Origin of the sequence: Aeromonas sp. sif0611 (assembly GCF_019218845.1) — a bacterium.
GTDB classification, from domain to species: Bacteria; Pseudomonadota; Gammaproteobacteria; order Enterobacterales; family Aeromonadaceae; genus Aeromonas; species Aeromonas media.
In genome coordinates, this window is the sequence record NZ_JAHUWU010000002.1 from 408,598 (window position 1) to 426,111 (window position 17,514).

Consider the following 17,514-nt stretch of genomic DNA (forward strand, 5'->3'; position numbering starts at 1 on the left):
CAAAAATCCAGTATTTCGCAGTTTTGTCCGATAGGTACGCTGCCCTGCGGGCGGGATAATAGTGGGGTCACTTTTGTCTGCATGTCCAGGGCGGTAGCCCAGGAAAAGATGCCAACAGGCTCCATCAAGGGAGTAGGGAGAACGCCATGATCACCACCCTTATCAACGAGCAGCTGATCGCGCTCGATTTAAAGGCCACGGGCAAGGAGGAGGTCTTCACCGAGATGACCCGTCTGCTCGCGGCGCAAGGCAAGGTCAGCGACGAGCAGCAGTTCATCAAGGACCTGTGGGCCCGGGAAGAGCTGGACAACACCGGCTTTGAAGAGGGCGTTGCCCTGCCCCACGCCAAGAGTGCGGCGGTGAGCACCCCGGCGGTGGCCATCGGCATCAGCCGCAGCGGCATCGACTACGGCGCCGAGGATGGCAAGCCCTCCCGGCTGTTCTTCATGATTGCCTCCCCGGCCGGTGGCGCCAACCACCATATCGAGGTGCTGGCCGAGCTCTCCGCCAAGCTGATTGAAGAGGGCTTTATCGATGCCCTGCTGGCAGCCAAGAGCCCGGCCGAGGCGCTGGCCCTGCTGCTCGAGAAGAAAGAACCGCAAGTGGCCACCCCGGCCGCCGACAAGGGGCTGATCATCGGCGTCACCGGCTGCCCGGCCGGCATCGCCCACACCTATCTGGCGGCGGAATCCCTGGAGCGCGCCGCCAGGGAGCTGGGCTTTGAGGTGAAGGTCGAGACCAACGGCTCCATCGGCGTCAAGAACAGCCCGACGGCGGCCGAGATCGCCCGCGCCAGCGCCATCGTGGTGGCCTGCGACAAGCAGGTGGACATGGCCCGCTTCAACGGCAAGCCGCTCATCAAGACCGGCGTGAAGGCCCCCATCAAGGATGGCAAGGGCCTCATCGAGCAGGCGCTCAAGGCCCCCGCCTATGTGGCGGACAAGGATGAGCGCAAGAGCGAGGAGAAGAGCGCGGGCGGCAGTTCCGATCTCTACCGTTACCTGATGAACGGCGTCTCCCATATGATCCCGTTTGTGGTCACCGGGGGCCTCTTGATCGCCCTGGCGCTCGCCATCGGCGGCGATCCGACCCCGAGCGGCATGCAGATCCCGGCAGGGAGCATGTGGAACCAGATCCTCAACGTGGGGGTCGCCGCCTTCACCCTGATGATCCCCATACTCGCCGGCTACATCGCCTACGCCATAGGTGATCGCCCCGCGCTGGCACCGGGCTTTATCGGCGGCTGGATCGCCAACAACGGCAGCTTCTACGGCGCCGACGCCGGCACCGGCTTTATCGGTGCCATCATCGCTGGCCTCTTGGTCGGCTATCTGGTGCGCTGGATTGCGACCCGTCACTACCACAAGATGGTGCAGCCGCTGGTGCCTATCCTGATCGCACCTATCGTTGGCTCGCTCTTTATCGCCGCCGTCTTCATCTTCATCATCGGCGCCCCCATCGCCGACATGATGACGGGTCTGAACGCCATGTTGCTCTCCATGAGCGGCGGCAGCCTGGTACTGCTGGGCATAGTGCTCGGGGGCATGGCGGGCTTTGATATGGGCGGCCCGGTCAACAAGGTGGCCTTCCTGTTCTCGGTGGGCATGATCGCCTCCGGCCAGACCCAGTTCATGGGCGCCATGGCCTGCGCCATCCCGGCCGCGCCCCTTGGCATGTCGCTGGCTACCGTGCTCGGTCGCAAGCTCGGCATCTTCGACGCCACCGAGATTGAAGCGGGCAAGGCTGCCGGCGCCATGGGCCTGGTGGGGATCTCCGAGGGGGCGATTCCGTTCGCCGCCAGGGATCCGCTCGCCGTCATCCCCGCCAACGTGCTGGGCAGCATGACAGCCGCCGTGATGGCCTTCCTGTTTGGCATCACCAACAGCGTCGCCCACGGTGGCCCCATCGTGGCCTTGCTCGGTGCGGTCAACAAGCCGCTGCTGGCGCTGCTCTGCATGATCTGCGGTGCCATCGTCACCGGCGTGGTGGCGGTCGCCCTGAAAAAACTGCGGGTGAAGAAAACCGACCAGGTGGCGCTGGCCAAGGCAGCCTGATCCCTTGTTGACCCCACGCACTTGAGATGACAGCAGGCCACCCCCGGGTGGCCTGCTTGTTTGTGCGCGTCCCCTTGCCGCCGGTTTGCGAGCCTGATGGCTCCCCCCTGCGGCGCCGCGCCACCTCGGGCGCGCGGGCCCGTGAGCCGACTCTGTGATCCCCTTCACGCTTCAGGGCCACAAGCCGCCAAACTAGGAAATTTTCCTAAGTCCCCTAGGGATGGCTCTCACGCCATCTACATCCCGCCTCTTTACAGTCGACCTACCTGATGTAGTTACCCGACCCCAGCGCAGGTGCCAGGGCCGGGCATGGGTTCAATCGACAGGGGAGCGCTCTGCAGTTCGCCCTCTTCCTGTCGCCCTTCCCGTGGCGTGACCTCCCATAACAGATTGAACGAGTTCAATACACAAATGAGGAGCGCGGCGGGAATAGCGTCTATCTCGCAGAGGATGAACGAAGATGTTTAAACTGCTCGAACAGGTCCGGATCCCCACTCTGGACCTGCCGGTCGAAGCCCGGCGCAAGCTCTGGTTCAAGCCATTCATGCAATCTTATCTGGTTGTATTCATTGGCTATCTGACCATGTATCTGATCCGCAAGAACTTCAACATCGCCCAGAACGACATGATCCAGGAGTACGGTCTCTCCATGACCGAGCTCGGCATGATAGGCCTTGGCTTCTCCATCACCTACGGGGTGGGCAAGACGGTCGTCTCATACTATGCCGACGGCAAGAACACCAAGCAGTTCCTGCCGCTGATGCTGATCCTCTCCGCCCTCTGCATGCTGGGCTTCAGTGCCAGCATGGGGGGCACGGGGTTCAGCCTCTACTTCATGATCTTCTTCTATGCCCTGAGCGGCTTCTTCCAGAGCTGTGGTGGCTCCTGCAGCTACTCCACCATCACCAAGTGGACCCCCCGCAACAAGCGCGGCACCTACCTCGGCATGTGGAACCTCTCCCACAACGTGGGCGGCGCCGGTGCGGCCGGTGTGGCGCTGTTCGGTGCCAACTACCTGTTCAATGGCAACGTGCTCGGCATGTTCATCTTCCCCTCCATCATTGCGCTCATTGTCGGCTTTATCGGCCTGCGTTTTGGCAGCGACTCGCCGGAGGCCTATGGCCTGGGCAAGGTGGAAGAGCTGTTTGACGAGGTCGCCAGCGAAGAGGACATCGCCACCGAAGAGCAGAAACTGACCAAGTGGCAGATCTTCGTGAAGTACGTGCTGATGAACAAGGTGATCTGGCTGCTTTGCTTTGCCAACATCTTCCTCTACGTGGTGCGCATCGGCATAGACCAGTGGTCCACCGTCTACGCCCACCAGGAGCTCGGCTTCTCCAAGGAAGTCGCCATCCAGGGCTTTACCTTCTTCGAAGTGGGCGCCTTGGTCGGCACCCTGATGTGGGGCTACCTCTCGGACCTGGCGAACGGTCGCCGCGGTCTGGTGGCCTGCGTGGCACTGGCGCTCATCATCGCCACCCTGGGGCTCTACCAGCATGCCACCACCCAGTTCATGTTCCTGGGCTCCCTGTTCCTGCTGGGCTTCCTGGTGTTCGGTCCGCAATTGCTGATCGGCGTGGCCGCCGTGGGCTTCGTGCCCAAGCAGGGCATCAGCGTGGCCGATGGCGTCAAGGGCACGTTTGCCTACCTCATCGGTGACAGCTTCGCCAAGCTGGGTCTGGGCATGATAGCCGACGGTACCCCCATCTTCGGCCTGACCGGCTGGACCGGCACCTTCGCGGCGCTGGACATGGCCGCCGCCGCCTGTCTGGTGCTGATGGCCTGCGTGGCCGTGGCCGAGGAGCGCAAGATACGCCGCATCAAACGGGAACTGCGCGCCGCCGAGCTGGCTACCCAGTCCGCCTGATAATCGCCGACGGTTCCACTCCGTAGTGTGCATTCGGCTCGCTCTCTGGCGGGCCGTTTTTTTATCCAAGGCGTCAAGCACCTGTCAATGACCCCCTCTCTGCTCACCCCTTGCGCAGCCAAGGCCTGTGGGCGCGGCCAAGATCCCACTTTCACCCCTCACCTTTGGCAAACCCCAGCGCTTGGCGCTATCTTGATGCCCCACCTCCATTCGCTTCGAGAGCCCATGAAGATCCTCGCCGTCACCGCCTGCCCCACCGGCATCGCCCACACCTACATGGCCGCCGAGGCGCTGCAAAAAGCGGCCGACAAGCTGGGGCTCAAGATCAAGGTGGAGACCCAGGGCGCCATGGGGCTGGAGAACGTGCTGACCGCCCGGGAGATCGCCGGCGCGGATCTGGTGCTGATCGCCTCCGACATCGAGATCGAGCAGAAGGAGCGCTTCCTCGGTTGCAATGTGCGCCAGGTATCCCTGGAGTCCGTGCTGCTGAACGCCTCCGCCGTGCTCAAAGCCAGCACCCCCGGCGCCTGAATGCTCACCCGCGAGCTCACCTTCTGCTGCCACCAGGGCTTGACCATCACCCAGGCCAAACAGCTCTGTCGACTGGCCGGGCTGTTCAAGTCCCAGATCCTCTTCATCAACATCAGCCACCGCCAGCGGGCGGAGGCGACCAGCCAGCTCGCCCTGCTCACCCTGGCCACTCAGCCCGGAGATATCTGCCAGTTGCTGATCGAAGGGCTGGATGCCGAGCTCGCCCACATGGCCTTCACCTGCTGGTGCGTGGAGCTGGGCCAGCCACTGGGGCGCCCCGCTACCTCGGCCCGGGCCGAGCAACGTCTGGCCGCCGCCCTGCCCGACTACGGTTTTTCCCTCGCCCAGCTCGGCCACAGCTCGGCCCCCCTCGACAAGGCGCTGGCGTTGCAGGTTCTGGTGGATCTGCTGCCAGCGGAGCGGGTGCGCGACAGAGCCGCGCTGGAGCAAGCCATAGCAGATCGGGAGCGACTCGCCGCCACCATCATCAGGCCGGGCCTCGCCATGCCCCATGTGATCTGCCCCGCCATCACCAGGCCAAGCCTCTCGCTGCTTAGCTGCGATGACCCCCTCCCCTGGGGGTCGGCGCTCGGGCCTGTGCAGACCATCATATTGCTGGCCATTCCGGCCGGCCTGGCTCCCGAGCAGTTGCGCCCCCTCACCCGGCTGGCTCGCGCCCTGATGGATGAGGTAGTCAGCACGGCGCTCTTGCACGCAAGCTCGGCCCCCGCCCGCCAGGCCATCGTCATCGACAGCCTGCTCGGCTGAGAGGCGCCGGGCTGCCCGGGTGCGCGCATCCCCGATGACCCATGGCGAGCGCCGCCGTGATACACTCCTGCATCCCCTGTTCTTGGTATGCACGCGATGAAACCTGCCCGTCCCCGCCTCTCCCTTTCCGCCCGTCCCAGTGCCGCTGGCCGCCTTGCACAGGATGAGGCCCACAAGCCCGGCCTCGCACGCTCACGGGCCGGTACCCGGCAGGCAGGCGACGCCAGAGTGGCTGGGCAAAAACCAGAGGTGGCACCGGCAGATCGCAGGCTCTTGTTGCTGAACAAGCCCTACATGGTGCTGTGCCAGTTCACCGACGAGGCGGGGCGCGAGACCCTCAAGGACTACATCAGGGAGCCCGGCATCTATGCCGCAGGCAGGCTGGATCGCGACAGCGAGGGGCTCTTGCTGCTCACCAACGACGGCAAGCTGCAGGCGCGCCTCACCCAGCCGGGGGAGAAGACCCCCAAGACCTACTGGGTGCAGGTGGAGGGCATTCCAAGCGAGGAGAAGCTGGCGAGTCTGCGCGCCGGGGTGGAACTCAACGACGGCATGACGCTGCCCGCCGGGGCGCGGATCATGGCTGAGCCCGATGTGTGGCCGCGCAATCCGCCCATACGGATGCGCAAGGAGATCCCCACCAGCTGGCTGGAGATCAAAATCATCGAGGGGCGCAACCGTCAGGTGCGGCGCATGACGGCCCATATCGGCCACCCCACATTGCGCCTCATTCGCTACGCCATTGGCGACTGGACGCTCGATGGGCTCGCCCCCGGCGAGAGCCAAAGCCTGCCCGCCCCCGAGCTGGCACAGGCCAGGCGCCAGCCGTTATCACACCGAACCAGTGGCAACGCAGCCAAACCGGCAAGCGAGGCGCCGAGCCTGGGGAACCAGCCCCAGCAAAACCATAAGCCGCGCGGTACGGGCAAGCCCGAATCACCCACGGCGGGGGCAAACAAGCCCCGCAGCAGCGGCCGGGGCACGGCCCGCAGACCCGCCCGTCACCCCAGCGACAAGGAGTCATCATGATCGATCACCCGCCTCTGCCCGCCCGTTTGACGGTGGCCGCCCTGGTGCACTGGCAGGGCCGCTTCTTGCTGGTGGAGGAGGAGATCAAGGGGCTGCGCCGCTTCAACCAGCCCGCCGGCCATGTGGAGCCGGGGGAAAACCTGATTGAGGCGGCCTGCCGCGAGCTGAAAGAGGAGACGGGGCTGACCGCAACCCCCAGCGCCTGGCTCGGGGTCTATCTGTTCAAACCGGCGGACAGCGAGGCTACCTTCGTGCGCACCGCCGTCATCTTCGACCTTGAAAAGGCGCCGGGTCAGCACCATCCAGAGGATCCCGACGGCGATGTGCTGGCCTGCCACTGGCTCACCCTGGAAGAGATAGCCGAGTGCAAGCCCGCCCTGCGCAGCCCCCTAGTGTGGCAGTGTATCCAGGACTACCTGGCCGGCACCCGCCTGCCGCTGTCGGCGCTCAAAGCCTTTATATGAGTCCAATTGAAGCCGTTTTTTGCCCATCTTGGCAAACAACGGAAAAACGATTTCCCACCGCTGGGCTCCCGAGGGGAACGACGGCAGGGAGATGTGACCGGGGGCGCAAAACTCTGGTAGAATACGCCCCGTTTAAACGAACTGGTAACTTCGACTAATGACAGACAACAGCCAAATCAAGGTGATCGTCGGCATGTCCGGCGGCGTGGATTCTTCCGTCTCGGCCTACCTGCTCCAGCAGCAGGGTTATCAGGTCGAAGGCTTGTTCATGAAGAACTGGGAAGAAGACGACACGGACGAGTACTGCTCCGCCTCCCAGGATTTGGCTGATGCCAAGGCCGTCTGCGACAAGCTGGGCATGAAGCTGCACACCATCAACTTCGCCGCCGAGTACTGGGACAACGTGTTCGAGCACTTCCTGGAAGAGTACAAGGCAGGGCGCACGCCGAACCCGGATATCCTGTGCAACAAGGAGATCAAGTTCAAGGCGTTCCTCGAATTTGCCGCCGAGGAGCTGGGTGCCACCTACATCGCCACCGGCCACTACGTGCGCCGTGACGACAGCACCGGCCGCCCGCGTCTGCTCCGTGGTCTGGACACCAACAAGGATCAGAGCTACTTCCTCTACACCCTGAGCGAAGCCCAGGTGGGTCAGAGCCTGTTCCCGGTCGGGGATCTGGAGAAGCCGGAGGTGCGCCGCATCGCCGAGCAGCTCGACCTCATCACCGCCAAGAAGAAGGACTCCACCGGTATCTGCTTCATCGGCGAGCGCAAGTTCAAGGACTTCCTGGCCAAGTTCCTGCCCGCCCAGCCCGGCCCCATCGAAACCGTGGATGGCAAGGTCATCGGCGAGCACCAGGGGCTGATGTATCACACCCTGGGCCAGCGCAAGGGACTCGGCATCGGCGGCATGAAGGATGCGACCGAAGAGGCCTGGTACGTGGTGGACAAAGAGGTGGAGCGCAACACCCTGGTGGTGGCGCAAGGGGAGCATCCCCGCCTCTACTCCGATGGCCTGATCGCGAGCCAGCTGCACTGGGTGGATCGCACCCCGATCCGTGCGCCGCTTCGCTGCACCGTCAAGACCCGTTACCGCCAGCAGGACATCCCCTGCCTCATTCAGCCCATCGACGATGAGACCATACGGGTCATCTTCGACGAGAAACAGGCTGCGGTGACCCCGGGCCAGTCCGCCGTCTTCTATGACGGGGAAGTGTGCCTGGGCGGCGGCATCATAGAACAGCGTTTCAGCCATCCGGTTTGAATCCTTAACAGAAGGCAGCAGACGTGAGCGACAAATTCCAAGACAGAACAATGGCTTTCGCCGGCATCTGCCAGGCGGCCTATCTGGTGCAGAAAGTGGCCCGTGACGGCAACTGCGACGAGGCCTCCCTGCGCGAGAGCCTGCAAAGCGTGCTGGTGACCAATCCCAAGCAGCCGCTGGAAGTGTTCGGCAGCCACCTCGCCATCCGCGACGGTTACCGCGCCCTGGTGGAGCAGCTGGGGGCCGACGGCAGCCAGAAGAACGCCGAGCTGACCCGCTACGTGGTGAGCCTGATTGCGCTGGAGCGCAAGCTGGCCAAGCGCAAGGACATTCTCAACATGCTGGGGGAGCGGATCGGACAGATCGGCCGCCAGCAACAGCATTTCGATCTGCTCGACGAGCAGATCCTGGCCAACATGGCGAGCATCTACAGCGATCTCATCAGCCCCATCGGGCCGCGCATCCAGGTGGCGGGCACCCCGCTGTTCCTGCAGCAGCCCCTGGTGCAGCACAAGGTGCGCGCCCTGCTGCTGGCCGGCATCCGCGCCGCCGTGCTGTGGCGCCAGCTTGGCGGCAGCCGTACCCAGATCATCTTCGCTCGCAAGAAGATGGTGGAACTGGCCAAACGTTTCTAAGAATCGGCTCGAGCTTCGTAGTGAGAGGTCGGAAGCAAGGTGAAGAGCAGCACAGGTACCGGAGTTTATGTCGATAAATAAGGATGCCGAGCAGCACATGAGCCTTGATAACGGCCTCGCAACAGGAGCGCGAGTTGATGAGAATCCCCCACACCAATCATCAGGAGTTCACCCCATGGAGCTGTCCGCGCTGACTGCTGTTTCCCCGATTGACGGTCGTTATGGCGACAAGGCCGATGCCCTGCGTCCCATCTTCTCCGAATTCGGTCTGCTGCGTTTTCGCGTCGAAGTCGAGGTGCGCTGGTTGCAAAAACTGGCCAGCCACGCCGGGATCCCGGAAGTCCCTGCCCTGAGTGCGGCCGCCAATGCCGTGCTGGACGACATAGTCCTGAACTTCAACGAAGCGGACGCCGCGCGCATCAAGCAGATCGAGCGCACCACCAACCATGATGTGAAAGCGGTGGAGTATTTCCTGAAAGAGAAAGTGGAAGTGAACCCCGAGCTGGCCGCCGTCAGCGAATTCATCCACTTCGCCTGCACCTCGGAAGACATCAACAACAACTCCCACGGTCTGATGCTGAAAACCGCCCGCGACGAGGTCATCAAGCCTTATTGCGAGAAGCTGATCAGCGAGCTCAAGCGTCTGGCCGTTGAGTACCGCGACATGCCGCTGCTGTCACGCACCCACGGCCAGCCGGCGACCCCGAGCACCATGGGCAAGGAGATGGCCAACGTCGCCTATCGCCTGGAGCGCCAGTACAAGCAGATCATGGCGGTGGAGATCCTCGGCAAGATCAACGGCGCCGTGGGCAACTACAACGCCCACGTCAGCGCTTACCCTGAAGTGGACTGGCACCAGTTCTCCGAGGAGTTCGTGACTTCGCTGGGCCTTTCCTGGAACCCCTACACCACCCAGATCGAACCCCACGACTACATCGCCGAGCTGTTCGACGCCATGGCCCGCTTCAACACCATCCTCATCGATTTTGACAGGGACGTGTGGGGCTACATCTCCCTGGGTCACTTCAAGCAGCGCACCGTGGCGGGTGAAATCGGCTCCTCCACCATGCCGCACAAGGTCAACCCCATCGACTTCGAGAACTCCGAAGGCAACCTGGGTCTGGCCAACGCCGTGTTCCAGCACCTGGCGAGCAAACTGCCGATCTCCCGCTGGCAGCGTGATCTGACCGACTCTACCGTGCTGCGCAACCTGGGGGTGGCGGTGGGTTACTCCCTGATTGCCTATCAGGCGACCCTCAAGGGCATCTCCAAGCTGGAAGCGAACGCGGACGCCATGGCCGCCGATCTGGACGCCAACTGGGAAGTGCTGGCCGAGCCCATCCAGACCGTGATGCGCCGCTACGGCATCGAGAAGCCCTACGAGAAGCTCAAAGAGCTGACCCGTGGCCGCCGCGTGGATGCCGAAGGGATGCGTACCTTTATCGACACTCTGGAACTGCCCGAGGCCGTCAAGGTCGAACTGAAGAAGCTGACCCCGGCCAACTACCTCGGTCAGGCCCAGCGTCTGGTCGATCTGCTGAAGTAAGCCGGCAGGATGAATGCGGGGCCCTGGGCACGACAGCCACAGGGCCCCTGTTATTTTTGACCGCCACCTGTTTTGCCATAGAGGCCTTGCCCAAGGCCGGCGCCCCCCTTGGGCAAGACCTCTCTAACTTTGTCTGACCTTTTGACGAGAAGACCTATGTACGAACTCAATCTGGATATTGCCCACTTCCTCGAGCATTACTGGCAGAAACGCCCCCTCCTCATCAAGGGCGGCTTCACCGACTTTCAGGATCCCATCAGCCCGGACGAGCTGGCGGGCCTGGCCATGGAGGACGTCATCGAATCCCGCCTGGTGACCCGCTTCGACGGCAAATGGGAAGCCGCTCACGGTCCCTTCGAGTCTTACGATCACCTGGGGGAAGAGAACTGGACCGTGCTGGTGCAGGCCTGCAACCACTGGGCCCCCGAGGTGCACGAGCTGGCGTTGCCGTTCCAGTTCATCCCGGGCTGGCGCTTTGACGATGTGATGGTGAGCTTCTCCACCCCCCATGGCGGGGTCGGCCCCCACATCGACAACTACGACGTCTTCATCACCCAGGGCCAGGGCAAGCGTCACTGGCGTGTCGGCGATGCCAAGCCCTTGAACGAATTTGCCGCCCACGCAGCCCTGCTGCACTGCGAGCCGTTCGAGGCGATCATCGACGCCATCATGGAGCCGGGCGACATCCTCTACATCCCGCCTGGATTCCCCCACGAGGGCTACGCCATCGAGCCCTCCCTGAACTTCTCCGTGGGCTTCCGGGCACCGGATGCCAAGGCGCTTATCTCTTCGTTTGCCGATCACCTGATCGACAACGACCTGCGCACCGAGCGTTACGGCGATCCGGACCTCAAGCCACGCGTTCGTCACGGCGAGATCCAGCCCTTTGAGCTGCATCGCCTGCGGGAGCTGATGCAGCAGGCCCTCGATGACGAGACCCTGTTCAAGGAGTGGTTCGGCACAATGATTTCCGAGGCCAAGCACGACCTGGACGTGAGCCCCATGGAGCCAGACTACAGTGCCGAAGAGATTGCCGATCTGCTGACCCAGGGCGAGCCCGCCATCAAGGTGCCGGGTCTGCGCTCGGTCTGGTTCAGCGGCGAGAGCCGCACCTGCTACATCGACGGCGAGGCCTGGACCCTGCCAAGCGAGGATGCGGCCGCCATTTCGCTCTTGTGCGACAAGGACATCATCACCCAGGCCGACATGGTGGACCTCGCCGATCAGGCCGGCTTCTTGCAACTGCTGACCCGTCTGGTCAACCGCGGTTACTGGTTCTTCGGCTAAGCCTGTGCAACAGGCGCGTCGCCTGCCCGGGCGACGCGCCTGGTCGCGACCGGATGCCAGCCCCGCGCAGTGGCCGCCCAGTGACTACACTGGGTGACGGCCAGAGGGGAAAGGGGCCCTGCCCCCCTCGCCGGAGGCCTCCCTCTTGTTTGTCATTTAACAACATGGGATGGCAACGACGAGCAGGCCAGAAATGGGAACCAAATGGCCTCACTCGCGGAAAATCAATTATTTTAGCCCCTAAAATCAGCTGTGAGCGAAAACGTTATCTTGTGAATTGAGGCGCTTTTAGCTCAAAACGTTGTTTCTGGATCATAAAAAGTATCCAAAAACTGGTGTATATTGCACGGCGGAAACTCCTTAACCATGAAGACTGACATGAAAAAGACCAAAATCGTCTGCACCATCGGTCCCAAGACCGAATCCAAAGAAATGCTCGGCAAGATGCTCGACGCCGGCATGAACGTCATGCGCCTGAACTTCTCTCACGGTGATTACGAAGAGCACGGCACCCGTATCCGCAACCTGCGTGAAGTGATGGCCGAGACCGGCAAGCACGCAGCCATCCTGCTGGATACCAAGGGTCCGGAAATCCGTACCATGAAGCTGGAAGGTGGCAACGATGTCTCTCTGGTTGCCGGCCAGACCTTCACCTTCACCACCGACCAGACCGTGGTTGGCAACAAAGACAAGGTCGCCGTGACCTACGCCGGCTTTGCCAACGACCTGCGCGTCGGCAACCGTATCCTGGTGGATGACGGCCTGATCGGTCTGGACGTCATCGAAATCACCGAACGTGAAGTCATCTGCAAGGTGCTGAACAACGGTGATCTGGGCGAGAACAAGGGCGTCAACCTGCCGGGCGTCTCCATCAAGCTGCCGGCCCTGGCCGAGAAAGACAAGCGTGACCTGATCTTCGGTTGCGAGCAGGGCGTGGACTTCGTTGCCGCCTCCTTCATCCGCAAGAAAGAAGACGTGCTGGAAATCCGTGAGCACCTGAAGGCCCACGGTGGCGAAGCCATCCAGATCATCTCCAAGATCGAAAACCAGGAAGGCCTGGACAACTTCGACGACATCCTGGCTGTCTCCGACGGCATCATGGTTGCTCGTGGCGACATGGGTGTGGAAATTCCGGTTGAAGAAGTGATCTTCGCCCAGAAGATGATCATCACCAAGTGCAACAAGGCACGTAAAGTGGTCATCACCGCCACCCAGATGCTGGATTCCATGATCAAGAACCCGCGTCCGACCCGCGCCGAAGCCGGTGACGTGGCGAACGCCATCCTGGATGGCACCGACGCCGTCATGCTGTCTGGCGAGTCCGCCAAGGGCAAGTACCCGCTGGAAGCCGTGACCATCATGGCCACCATCTGCGAGCGTACCGACGCCGTGATGCCGTCCAACCTGTCTGCTGCCAATGACAGCAACAAGCTGCGCATCACCGAAGCCGTGTGCAAGGGTGCGGTCGAGACCTCCGAGAAGCTGGACGCCCCGCTGATCGTGGTTGCCACCGAAGGCGGCAAGTCTGCCAAGGCCATTCGCAAGTACTTCCCGAAAGCCTGGATTCTGGCCATCACCACCAACAAGAAGACTGCTGCCCAGCTGGTCCTGACCAAGGGTGTGGTTGCTCACGTGGTTGACAGCATCGCCTCCACCGACGATTTCTATCGCATCGGCAAAGACGCTGCACTGCAAAGCGGCATGGGTCTGAAGGGTGACGTGGTCGTCATGGTCTCCGGTGCCCTGGTACCGAGCGGTACCACCAACACCGCCTCCGTTCACGTACTGTAATCAGTCTTGAACCATTGAAAGCGGCGCCTTTGGGCGCCGTTTTTTTTATCTCTCCCCCCTGCTTCGCCTCTCAAGCCGGTGCTAGAATCCACGCGGATTTTCCCCCAGTGGAAAACCACCCGAATCTCGCATAATCACCCGGACGTTTTATGCCCTCAATACAGTTCAGAAGAGCCTCGGCCACCCTGTTGCCGCTGCTCTGTTTACTCATCAGCCTCTGTGCCCCGCAAGCCGTGGCGCAAGACCTGCCCCAGCGCACCACAGTACAGCGGTCGCTCGATGCCCTCGGCAAGTCCGAGACCCTCACCGTCAGCCAGCAGGCGGACCAGAGATTTCTGACCGACACCCTGGCCCTGCTCGACAACATCGAAAAAGAGCAAGCCAAGGCCAAGACGCTGGCACAGCGGGTACGCACCCTGCCCGGTGAATTGAAAGAGATCAGTGCCAAACTCGATGCCCTGGCCCTGGACAAGGGTCCGGAGCAACTCAAGAGCGAATACGCCACCATGAGCCTGGCAGAGCTGGACAACCGCCAGCCCGAGATCATGGCCAACATGCAGGAGGCCCAGGAGGCCCTCGGCACCATCGGCAGCCAGATCACCAACCTGCAGACCCTGCCGGAGCGGGCCCAGGCCAACATGAGCCGCGCCTATCAACGCAGTCAGGAGATCCGCTCTCGCCTGAACTCGGGGGACGGGGTGAGCAGCGCCGAGAAGATGAAGCTCAATACCGAGCTGGTGTTGCTGGACCTGCAACTGGCCAACCTGCAAAAGGAGCTGGACAACCGCACCAGCATGCAGGATCTGGCGGTCAAGCAACGTGACTACCAGAGCGCGCGCCTCGCCCACGAGGAACAGAAGCTGCAGGCCCTGCAGGAGCAGAGCAGTGCCAAGCGCCTCGGCGATACCGAGAAGACCGCCGAGCAGACCGGCGAACTGGTGGCCACCGAAGACAACCCGCTGGTGCAAAAAGAGCAGGAGATCAACCACCAGCTCAGCCAACAGCTCATCAGCGCCACCACCAACCTCAACTCCCTCGCCCAGAAGAACCTGCAGGCCAAGAGCTGGCTGGAGCGTGGCACCCAGACCGAGCGCAACCTCAATGAACAGGTGCAGATGCTCAAGGGCAACCTGCTGCTGTCACGCATCCTCTACCAGCTCTACCAGCAACTGGAGGCCGCCCCCTCCACCCTGGTGAAAAACCTGGAGGAGCAGATTGCCGACCTGCACCTGGCCCAGTTCGAACTGAGCCAGCAGCGGGATCAGCTGTTCCAGAAGACCCAGTACCTTGACAACCTGATCGCCAGCAGCAGAGAGACGGTCAGCGAGGAGGACAAGGCGAGCCTGGCCAAGCTGATCGACACCCGTATCAGCCTGCTCGACCAGCTCAACCGCCAGATGGATGCCCAGCTGACCAACGCCATCAGCCTGCAGCTGACCCAGCAGCAGCTGACGCGCATCTATGCCTCCATCGAATTCACCCTGCAACAACACATCTTCTGGGTCAGCAGCAACAAGCCCATCGATGGCAAGTGGTTCATCAACTGGCCGAGCCATGCCTACAAACAGGTCTCCGATCTGGTGCTCAAGCCGGACTGGCAAGGTTGGGGCGACATGCTGCTGGCGGTCTCCCTGCTCGCCTTGCCGCTGCTGCTGGTCGGCGGTCTGCTGCTGTGGAAGCGCCCGACCCTGGTCAAGCGCCAGCAGAAGATCACCAAGGATCTCGGCCGTTTCCGCCAGGACAGTCAGTGGCACACCCCGCGCGCCCTGCTCTACACCGTATTGCAGCGCCTGCCGGGTACCCTCTTCATCCTGGCCGCCGGCCTGCTGCTCGCCTATTGCGGCCTGCTCAGTCCCAAGCTCATCTTCCAGATCACCCTGAACCTGGCGCTCGGCTACCTGGTGTTCAGCGTCTACCTGTCGGTGATGCGGCCAGGTGGCATCGGCGAGAGCCACTTCCGCATCCCGCGGGACGAGCTGCAAGCCAAGCGCAACAGCATGCGTTACCTCTGGCTGCCCCTGCTGCCCCTCATCATGCTGTCGACCAAGGCGGTGGTTGAACCCTCATCGCTGGGTAACGACGTGATTGGCCAGGCGCTGACCATGCTGCTGCTGGGTCTGACCGCCTACCTGGTGTTGCCCATCTCCCGCGCCCGCATCAAGGGCGAGGCCAGCATGCTGCAGACCCTGACGGCGGTCGCCCTGGCACTGGCGCCGGTGGCCCTGATGGTGCTGGCGGCGCTCGGCTACTACTACACGGCCCTGAAGCTGACCGGCCGCCTCATCGAGTCCTTCTACCTCATCATCATCTGGAGCCTGGTCTATCGCACCGCCCTGCGAGGTCTGGAGCTGGCGGCCCGCCGTCTGGCCTATCGCCGCGCCGTCGCCAAGCGCGAGCACAAGTCCTCGGAAGATGCGGAAGGGGGCGAGGCCATCGAAGAGCAGCCCATGGATCTGGAGGAAGTCAGCCAGCAGTCCCTGCGCCTGACCCGGATCATGCTGTTGGTGGTGTTCGGCGTCGCCTTCTACTGGCTCTGGTCCGATCTGGTAGCGGTCTTCACCTACCTCGACAGCGTGGTGCTGTGGCACAAGAGCGAGGGGACAGGGGCCAATGCCGTGCTCTATCCCATCAGCCTGAGCGACGTGCTGACCGGCCTGTTCCTGTTCGGGGCGGCCCTGTCGCTGGCCCGCAACCTGCCCGGTCTGCTGGAGGTGCTGGTGCTCTCCAAGCTGCGCCTCGCCCAGGGCACCGCCTACGCCTTCACCACCATGCTCAACTATGTGCTGATCGGGATGGGCTCGCTCACGGCGTTGGCCATGCTGGGAGTCCAATGGGAGAAGCTGCAGTGGCTGGCCGCGGGCCTCTCGGTCGGTATCGGCTTCGGCATGCAACAGATCGTCTCCAACTTCATCTCGGGCATCATCATCCTGTTCGAGCGCCCGGTACGGATCGGGGATACGGTCACCATCGGCACCATCTCGGGCACGGTCAACAAGATCCGGATCCGCTCGACCACCCTCACCGACTTCGACCGCAAGGAGGTGATCATCCCAAACCAGCAGTTGATGATAGAGCGACTGATCAACTGGTCCCTGAGCGATACCGTCACCCGGGTCATCGCCCGGGTCGGGGTGGCCTATGGTTCCGATCTGGAGCTGACCCGCACCCTGCTGATGCAGGCGGCCATGGAGAACAGCCGGGTGTTGAAGGAGCCGGCGCCCATCGTCTACTTCCTCACCTTCGGCCCCAGCACCCTGGATCACGAGCTGCGCTTCTTCGTGAGTGAACTCGGGGATCGCAACCCGGCCATCGACGAGCTGAACCGCCGCATCGATGTGCTGTTCCGCGAGCATGGCATCGAGATCGCGTTCAACCAGATGGATGTCTACATCAAGAACATGCAGGGGGATGAGCAGAAGGTGGAATCCCGCCCGGCCCTGCCGCCGGCGGGGAACCACCCCGTCTGATCCCGCCCGCTTGCACAGGCCCCGTCATGGGGCCTGATTTTTTTCTACCCTTCCCACACCTTGAAAGCGGGGTCAGTCCCCCAATATAGGGAAGACAACGGACTGTCAGCCACGAGGAACTCAATGGACTATCTCTACGCCGTGGTGCTCTTTGCCATCTCGGCCTCGGTCACCCCGGGGCCGAACAACATCATGGTGATGAGCGCCGGTGCCAACTTCGGGATACGCAAGAGCCTGCCGCTGCTCATGGGGATCTGCGTCGGCTTCACCCTGATGCTGTTGCTGGTCGGGCTGGGTTTCGGCCAGCTGTTTACCCTCTTTCCCGGTTTGCATTTCGCCATCAAGTGCATTGGCACCCTCTATCTGCTCTACCTGGCCTGGCTGATTGCCCGCTCCGCCGACGAGGTGACGGGAGACGCCTCTGCCCGCCCCCTGGGGTTCCTCAAGGGCGCCCTGTTCCAGTGGGTCAATGCCAAGGCCTGGGTGGTCGCCACCGGCGCCATCGCCGCCTTCACCAGCGCGGGGGCCGACTTCCATCAGCAGAACCTGACCATAGCCCTGACCTTCTTCATCGTCTCTTTCCCCTGCGTCGGGCTCTGGCTGCTGTGCGGCACCCTGCTGAAACGCTGGCTGACCCATGCCCTCGCCCGCCGCCGATTCAATTACGCCATGGCGACCCTGCTGGCCCTCTCCGTGGTGCCCGTCATCCAGGAGATCCTGAGCCGCCCCTGACGACGCCGCATGAGCCCATCAAGAAACACAGGCCCCGAAGTGGGGCCTGAGTTGTTAGGTGACAGCTATCACCCGGCGC

At 62.6% G+C, this 17,514-nt stretch carries 13 protein-coding genes; all 13 read left to right on the forward strand.

Annotation, left to right across the window (positions count from 1 at the left end; all coding sequences use genetic code 11):
- Window positions 1-146: 146 nt before the first annotated feature.
- The 13 genes from KW824_RS06750 (at window position 147) to KW824_RS06810 (ending at window position 17,435) form a co-directional block, all read left to right on the forward strand.
- The gene (locus KW824_RS06750; RefSeq protein ID WP_218409348.1) at window positions 147-2,054 is read left to right on the forward strand and encodes a fructose-specific PTS transporter subunit EIIC; all 1,908 of its coding nucleotides are present in this window, start codon (window positions 147-149) and stop codon (window positions 2,052-2,054) included.
- A 460-nt stretch (window positions 2,055-2,514) separates the two neighbouring features.
- Window positions 2,515-3,921 carry a hexose-6-phosphate:phosphate antiporter gene (gene uhpT, locus KW824_RS06755; protein ID WP_218409349.1) on the forward strand — a complete coding sequence of 469 codons (1,407 nt, stop codon included), beginning with the start codon at window positions 2,515-2,517 and terminating at the stop codon, window positions 3,919-3,921.
- Window positions 3,922-4,146: 225 nt separating this feature from the next.
- Window positions 4,147-4,452, forward strand: coding sequence for a PTS fructose transporter subunit IIB (locus KW824_RS06760; RefSeq protein ID WP_218409350.1), 306 nt, complete (start codon window positions 4,147-4,149; stop codon window positions 4,450-4,452).
- The gene (locus KW824_RS06765) at window positions 4,453-5,220 is read left to right on the forward strand and encodes a PTS sugar transporter subunit IIA (RefSeq protein ID WP_218409351.1); all 768 of its coding nucleotides are present in this window, start codon (window positions 4,453-4,455) and stop codon (window positions 5,218-5,220) included.
- A gap of 96 nt (window positions 5,221-5,316) precedes the next feature.
- The gene (locus KW824_RS06770) at window positions 5,317-6,249 is read left to right on the forward strand and encodes a pseudouridine synthase (RefSeq protein WP_371316600.1); all 933 of its coding nucleotides are present in this window, start codon (window positions 5,317-5,319) and stop codon (window positions 6,247-6,249) included.
- Window positions 6,246-6,713, forward strand: a complete 468-nt coding sequence (locus tag KW824_RS06775) for an NUDIX hydrolase (RefSeq protein ID WP_218409353.1) — start codon at window positions 6,246-6,248, stop codon at window positions 6,711-6,713. The genes KW824_RS06770 and KW824_RS06775 overlap by 4 nt, the downstream gene beginning before the upstream one ends.
- 157 nt (window positions 6,714-6,870) lie before the next feature.
- The gene (mnmA, locus tag KW824_RS06780) at window positions 6,871-7,977 is read left to right on the forward strand and encodes a tRNA 2-thiouridine(34) synthase MnmA (RefSeq protein WP_005328710.1); all 1,107 of its coding nucleotides are present in this window, start codon (window positions 6,871-6,873) and stop codon (window positions 7,975-7,977) included.
- Window positions 7,978-8,000: 23 nt separating this feature from the next.
- Window positions 8,001-8,612, forward strand: a complete 612-nt coding sequence (gene hflD / locus KW824_RS06785) for a high frequency lysogenization protein HflD (RefSeq protein ID WP_041205352.1) — start codon at window positions 8,001-8,003, stop codon at window positions 8,610-8,612.
- Between the two features lie 175 nt (window positions 8,613-8,787).
- On the forward strand, window positions 8,788-10,158 hold the full coding sequence (gene purB / locus KW824_RS06790) for an adenylosuccinate lyase (protein WP_218409354.1): 1,371 nt from the start codon (window positions 8,788-8,790) through the stop codon (window positions 10,156-10,158).
- A gap of 156 nt (window positions 10,159-10,314) precedes the next feature.
- A complete protein-coding gene (locus tag KW824_RS06795) occupies window positions 10,315-11,445 on the forward strand; it encodes a cupin domain-containing protein (protein ID WP_042649666.1) in 1,131 nt (376 codons plus the stop codon).
- Window positions 11,446-11,823: 378 nt separating this feature from the next.
- Window positions 11,824-13,236 (forward strand): pyruvate kinase PykF, encoded by a 1,413-nt coding sequence (gene pykF / locus KW824_RS06800; RefSeq protein ID WP_041205351.1) that lies wholly within the window; start codon window positions 11,824-11,826, stop codon window positions 13,234-13,236.
- A gap of 149 nt (window positions 13,237-13,385) precedes the next feature.
- The gene (gene mscK, locus KW824_RS06805; protein WP_218409355.1) at window positions 13,386-16,703 is read left to right on the forward strand and encodes a mechanosensitive channel MscK; all 3,318 of its coding nucleotides are present in this window, start codon (window positions 13,386-13,388) and stop codon (window positions 16,701-16,703) included.
- Between the two features lie 123 nt (window positions 16,704-16,826).
- Complete coding sequence (locus KW824_RS06810) at window positions 16,827-17,435, forward strand: LysE family translocator (protein WP_218409356.1); 609 nt, start codon at window positions 16,827-16,829, stop codon at window positions 17,433-17,435.
- The last annotated feature ends 79 nt before the right edge of the window (window positions 17,436-17,514 follow it).

What these genes read in the sequence shown, in the direction of transcription:
- KW824_RS06750 (WP_218409348.1), top strand. Translation starts at nt 147, where the DNA reads ATGATCACCACCCTTATCAACGAGCAGCTGATCGCGCTCGATTTAAAG.
- uhpT (WP_218409349.1), top strand. Translation starts at nt 2,515, where the DNA reads ATGTTTAAACTGCTCGAACAGGTCCGGATCCCCACTCTGGACCTGCCG.
- KW824_RS06760 (WP_218409350.1), top strand. Translation starts at nt 4,147, where the DNA reads ATGAAGATCCTCGCCGTCACCGCCTGCCCCACCGGCATCGCCCACACC.
- KW824_RS06765 (WP_218409351.1), top strand. Translation starts at nt 4,453, where the DNA reads ATGCTCACCCGCGAGCTCACCTTCTGCTGCCACCAGGGCTTGACCATC.
- KW824_RS06770 (WP_371316600.1), top strand. Translation starts at nt 5,317, where the DNA reads ATGAAACCTGCCCGTCCCCGCCTCTCCCTTTCCGCCCGTCCCAGTGCC.
- KW824_RS06775 (WP_218409353.1), top strand. Translation starts at nt 6,246, where the DNA reads ATGATCGATCACCCGCCTCTGCCCGCCCGTTTGACGGTGGCCGCCCTG.
- mnmA (WP_005328710.1), top strand. Translation starts at nt 6,871, where the DNA reads ATGACAGACAACAGCCAAATCAAGGTGATCGTCGGCATGTCCGGCGGC.
- purB (WP_218409354.1), top strand. Translation starts at nt 8,788, where the DNA reads ATGGAGCTGTCCGCGCTGACTGCTGTTTCCCCGATTGACGGTCGTTAT.
- KW824_RS06795 (WP_042649666.1), top strand. Translation starts at nt 10,315, where the DNA reads ATGTACGAACTCAATCTGGATATTGCCCACTTCCTCGAGCATTACTGG.
- pykF (WP_041205351.1), top strand. Translation starts at nt 11,824, where the DNA reads ATGAAAAAGACCAAAATCGTCTGCACCATCGGTCCCAAGACCGAATCC.
- mscK (WP_218409355.1), top strand. Translation starts at nt 13,386, where the DNA reads ATGCCCTCAATACAGTTCAGAAGAGCCTCGGCCACCCTGTTGCCGCTG.
- KW824_RS06810 (WP_218409356.1), top strand. Translation starts at nt 16,827, where the DNA reads ATGGACTATCTCTACGCCGTGGTGCTCTTTGCCATCTCGGCCTCGGTC.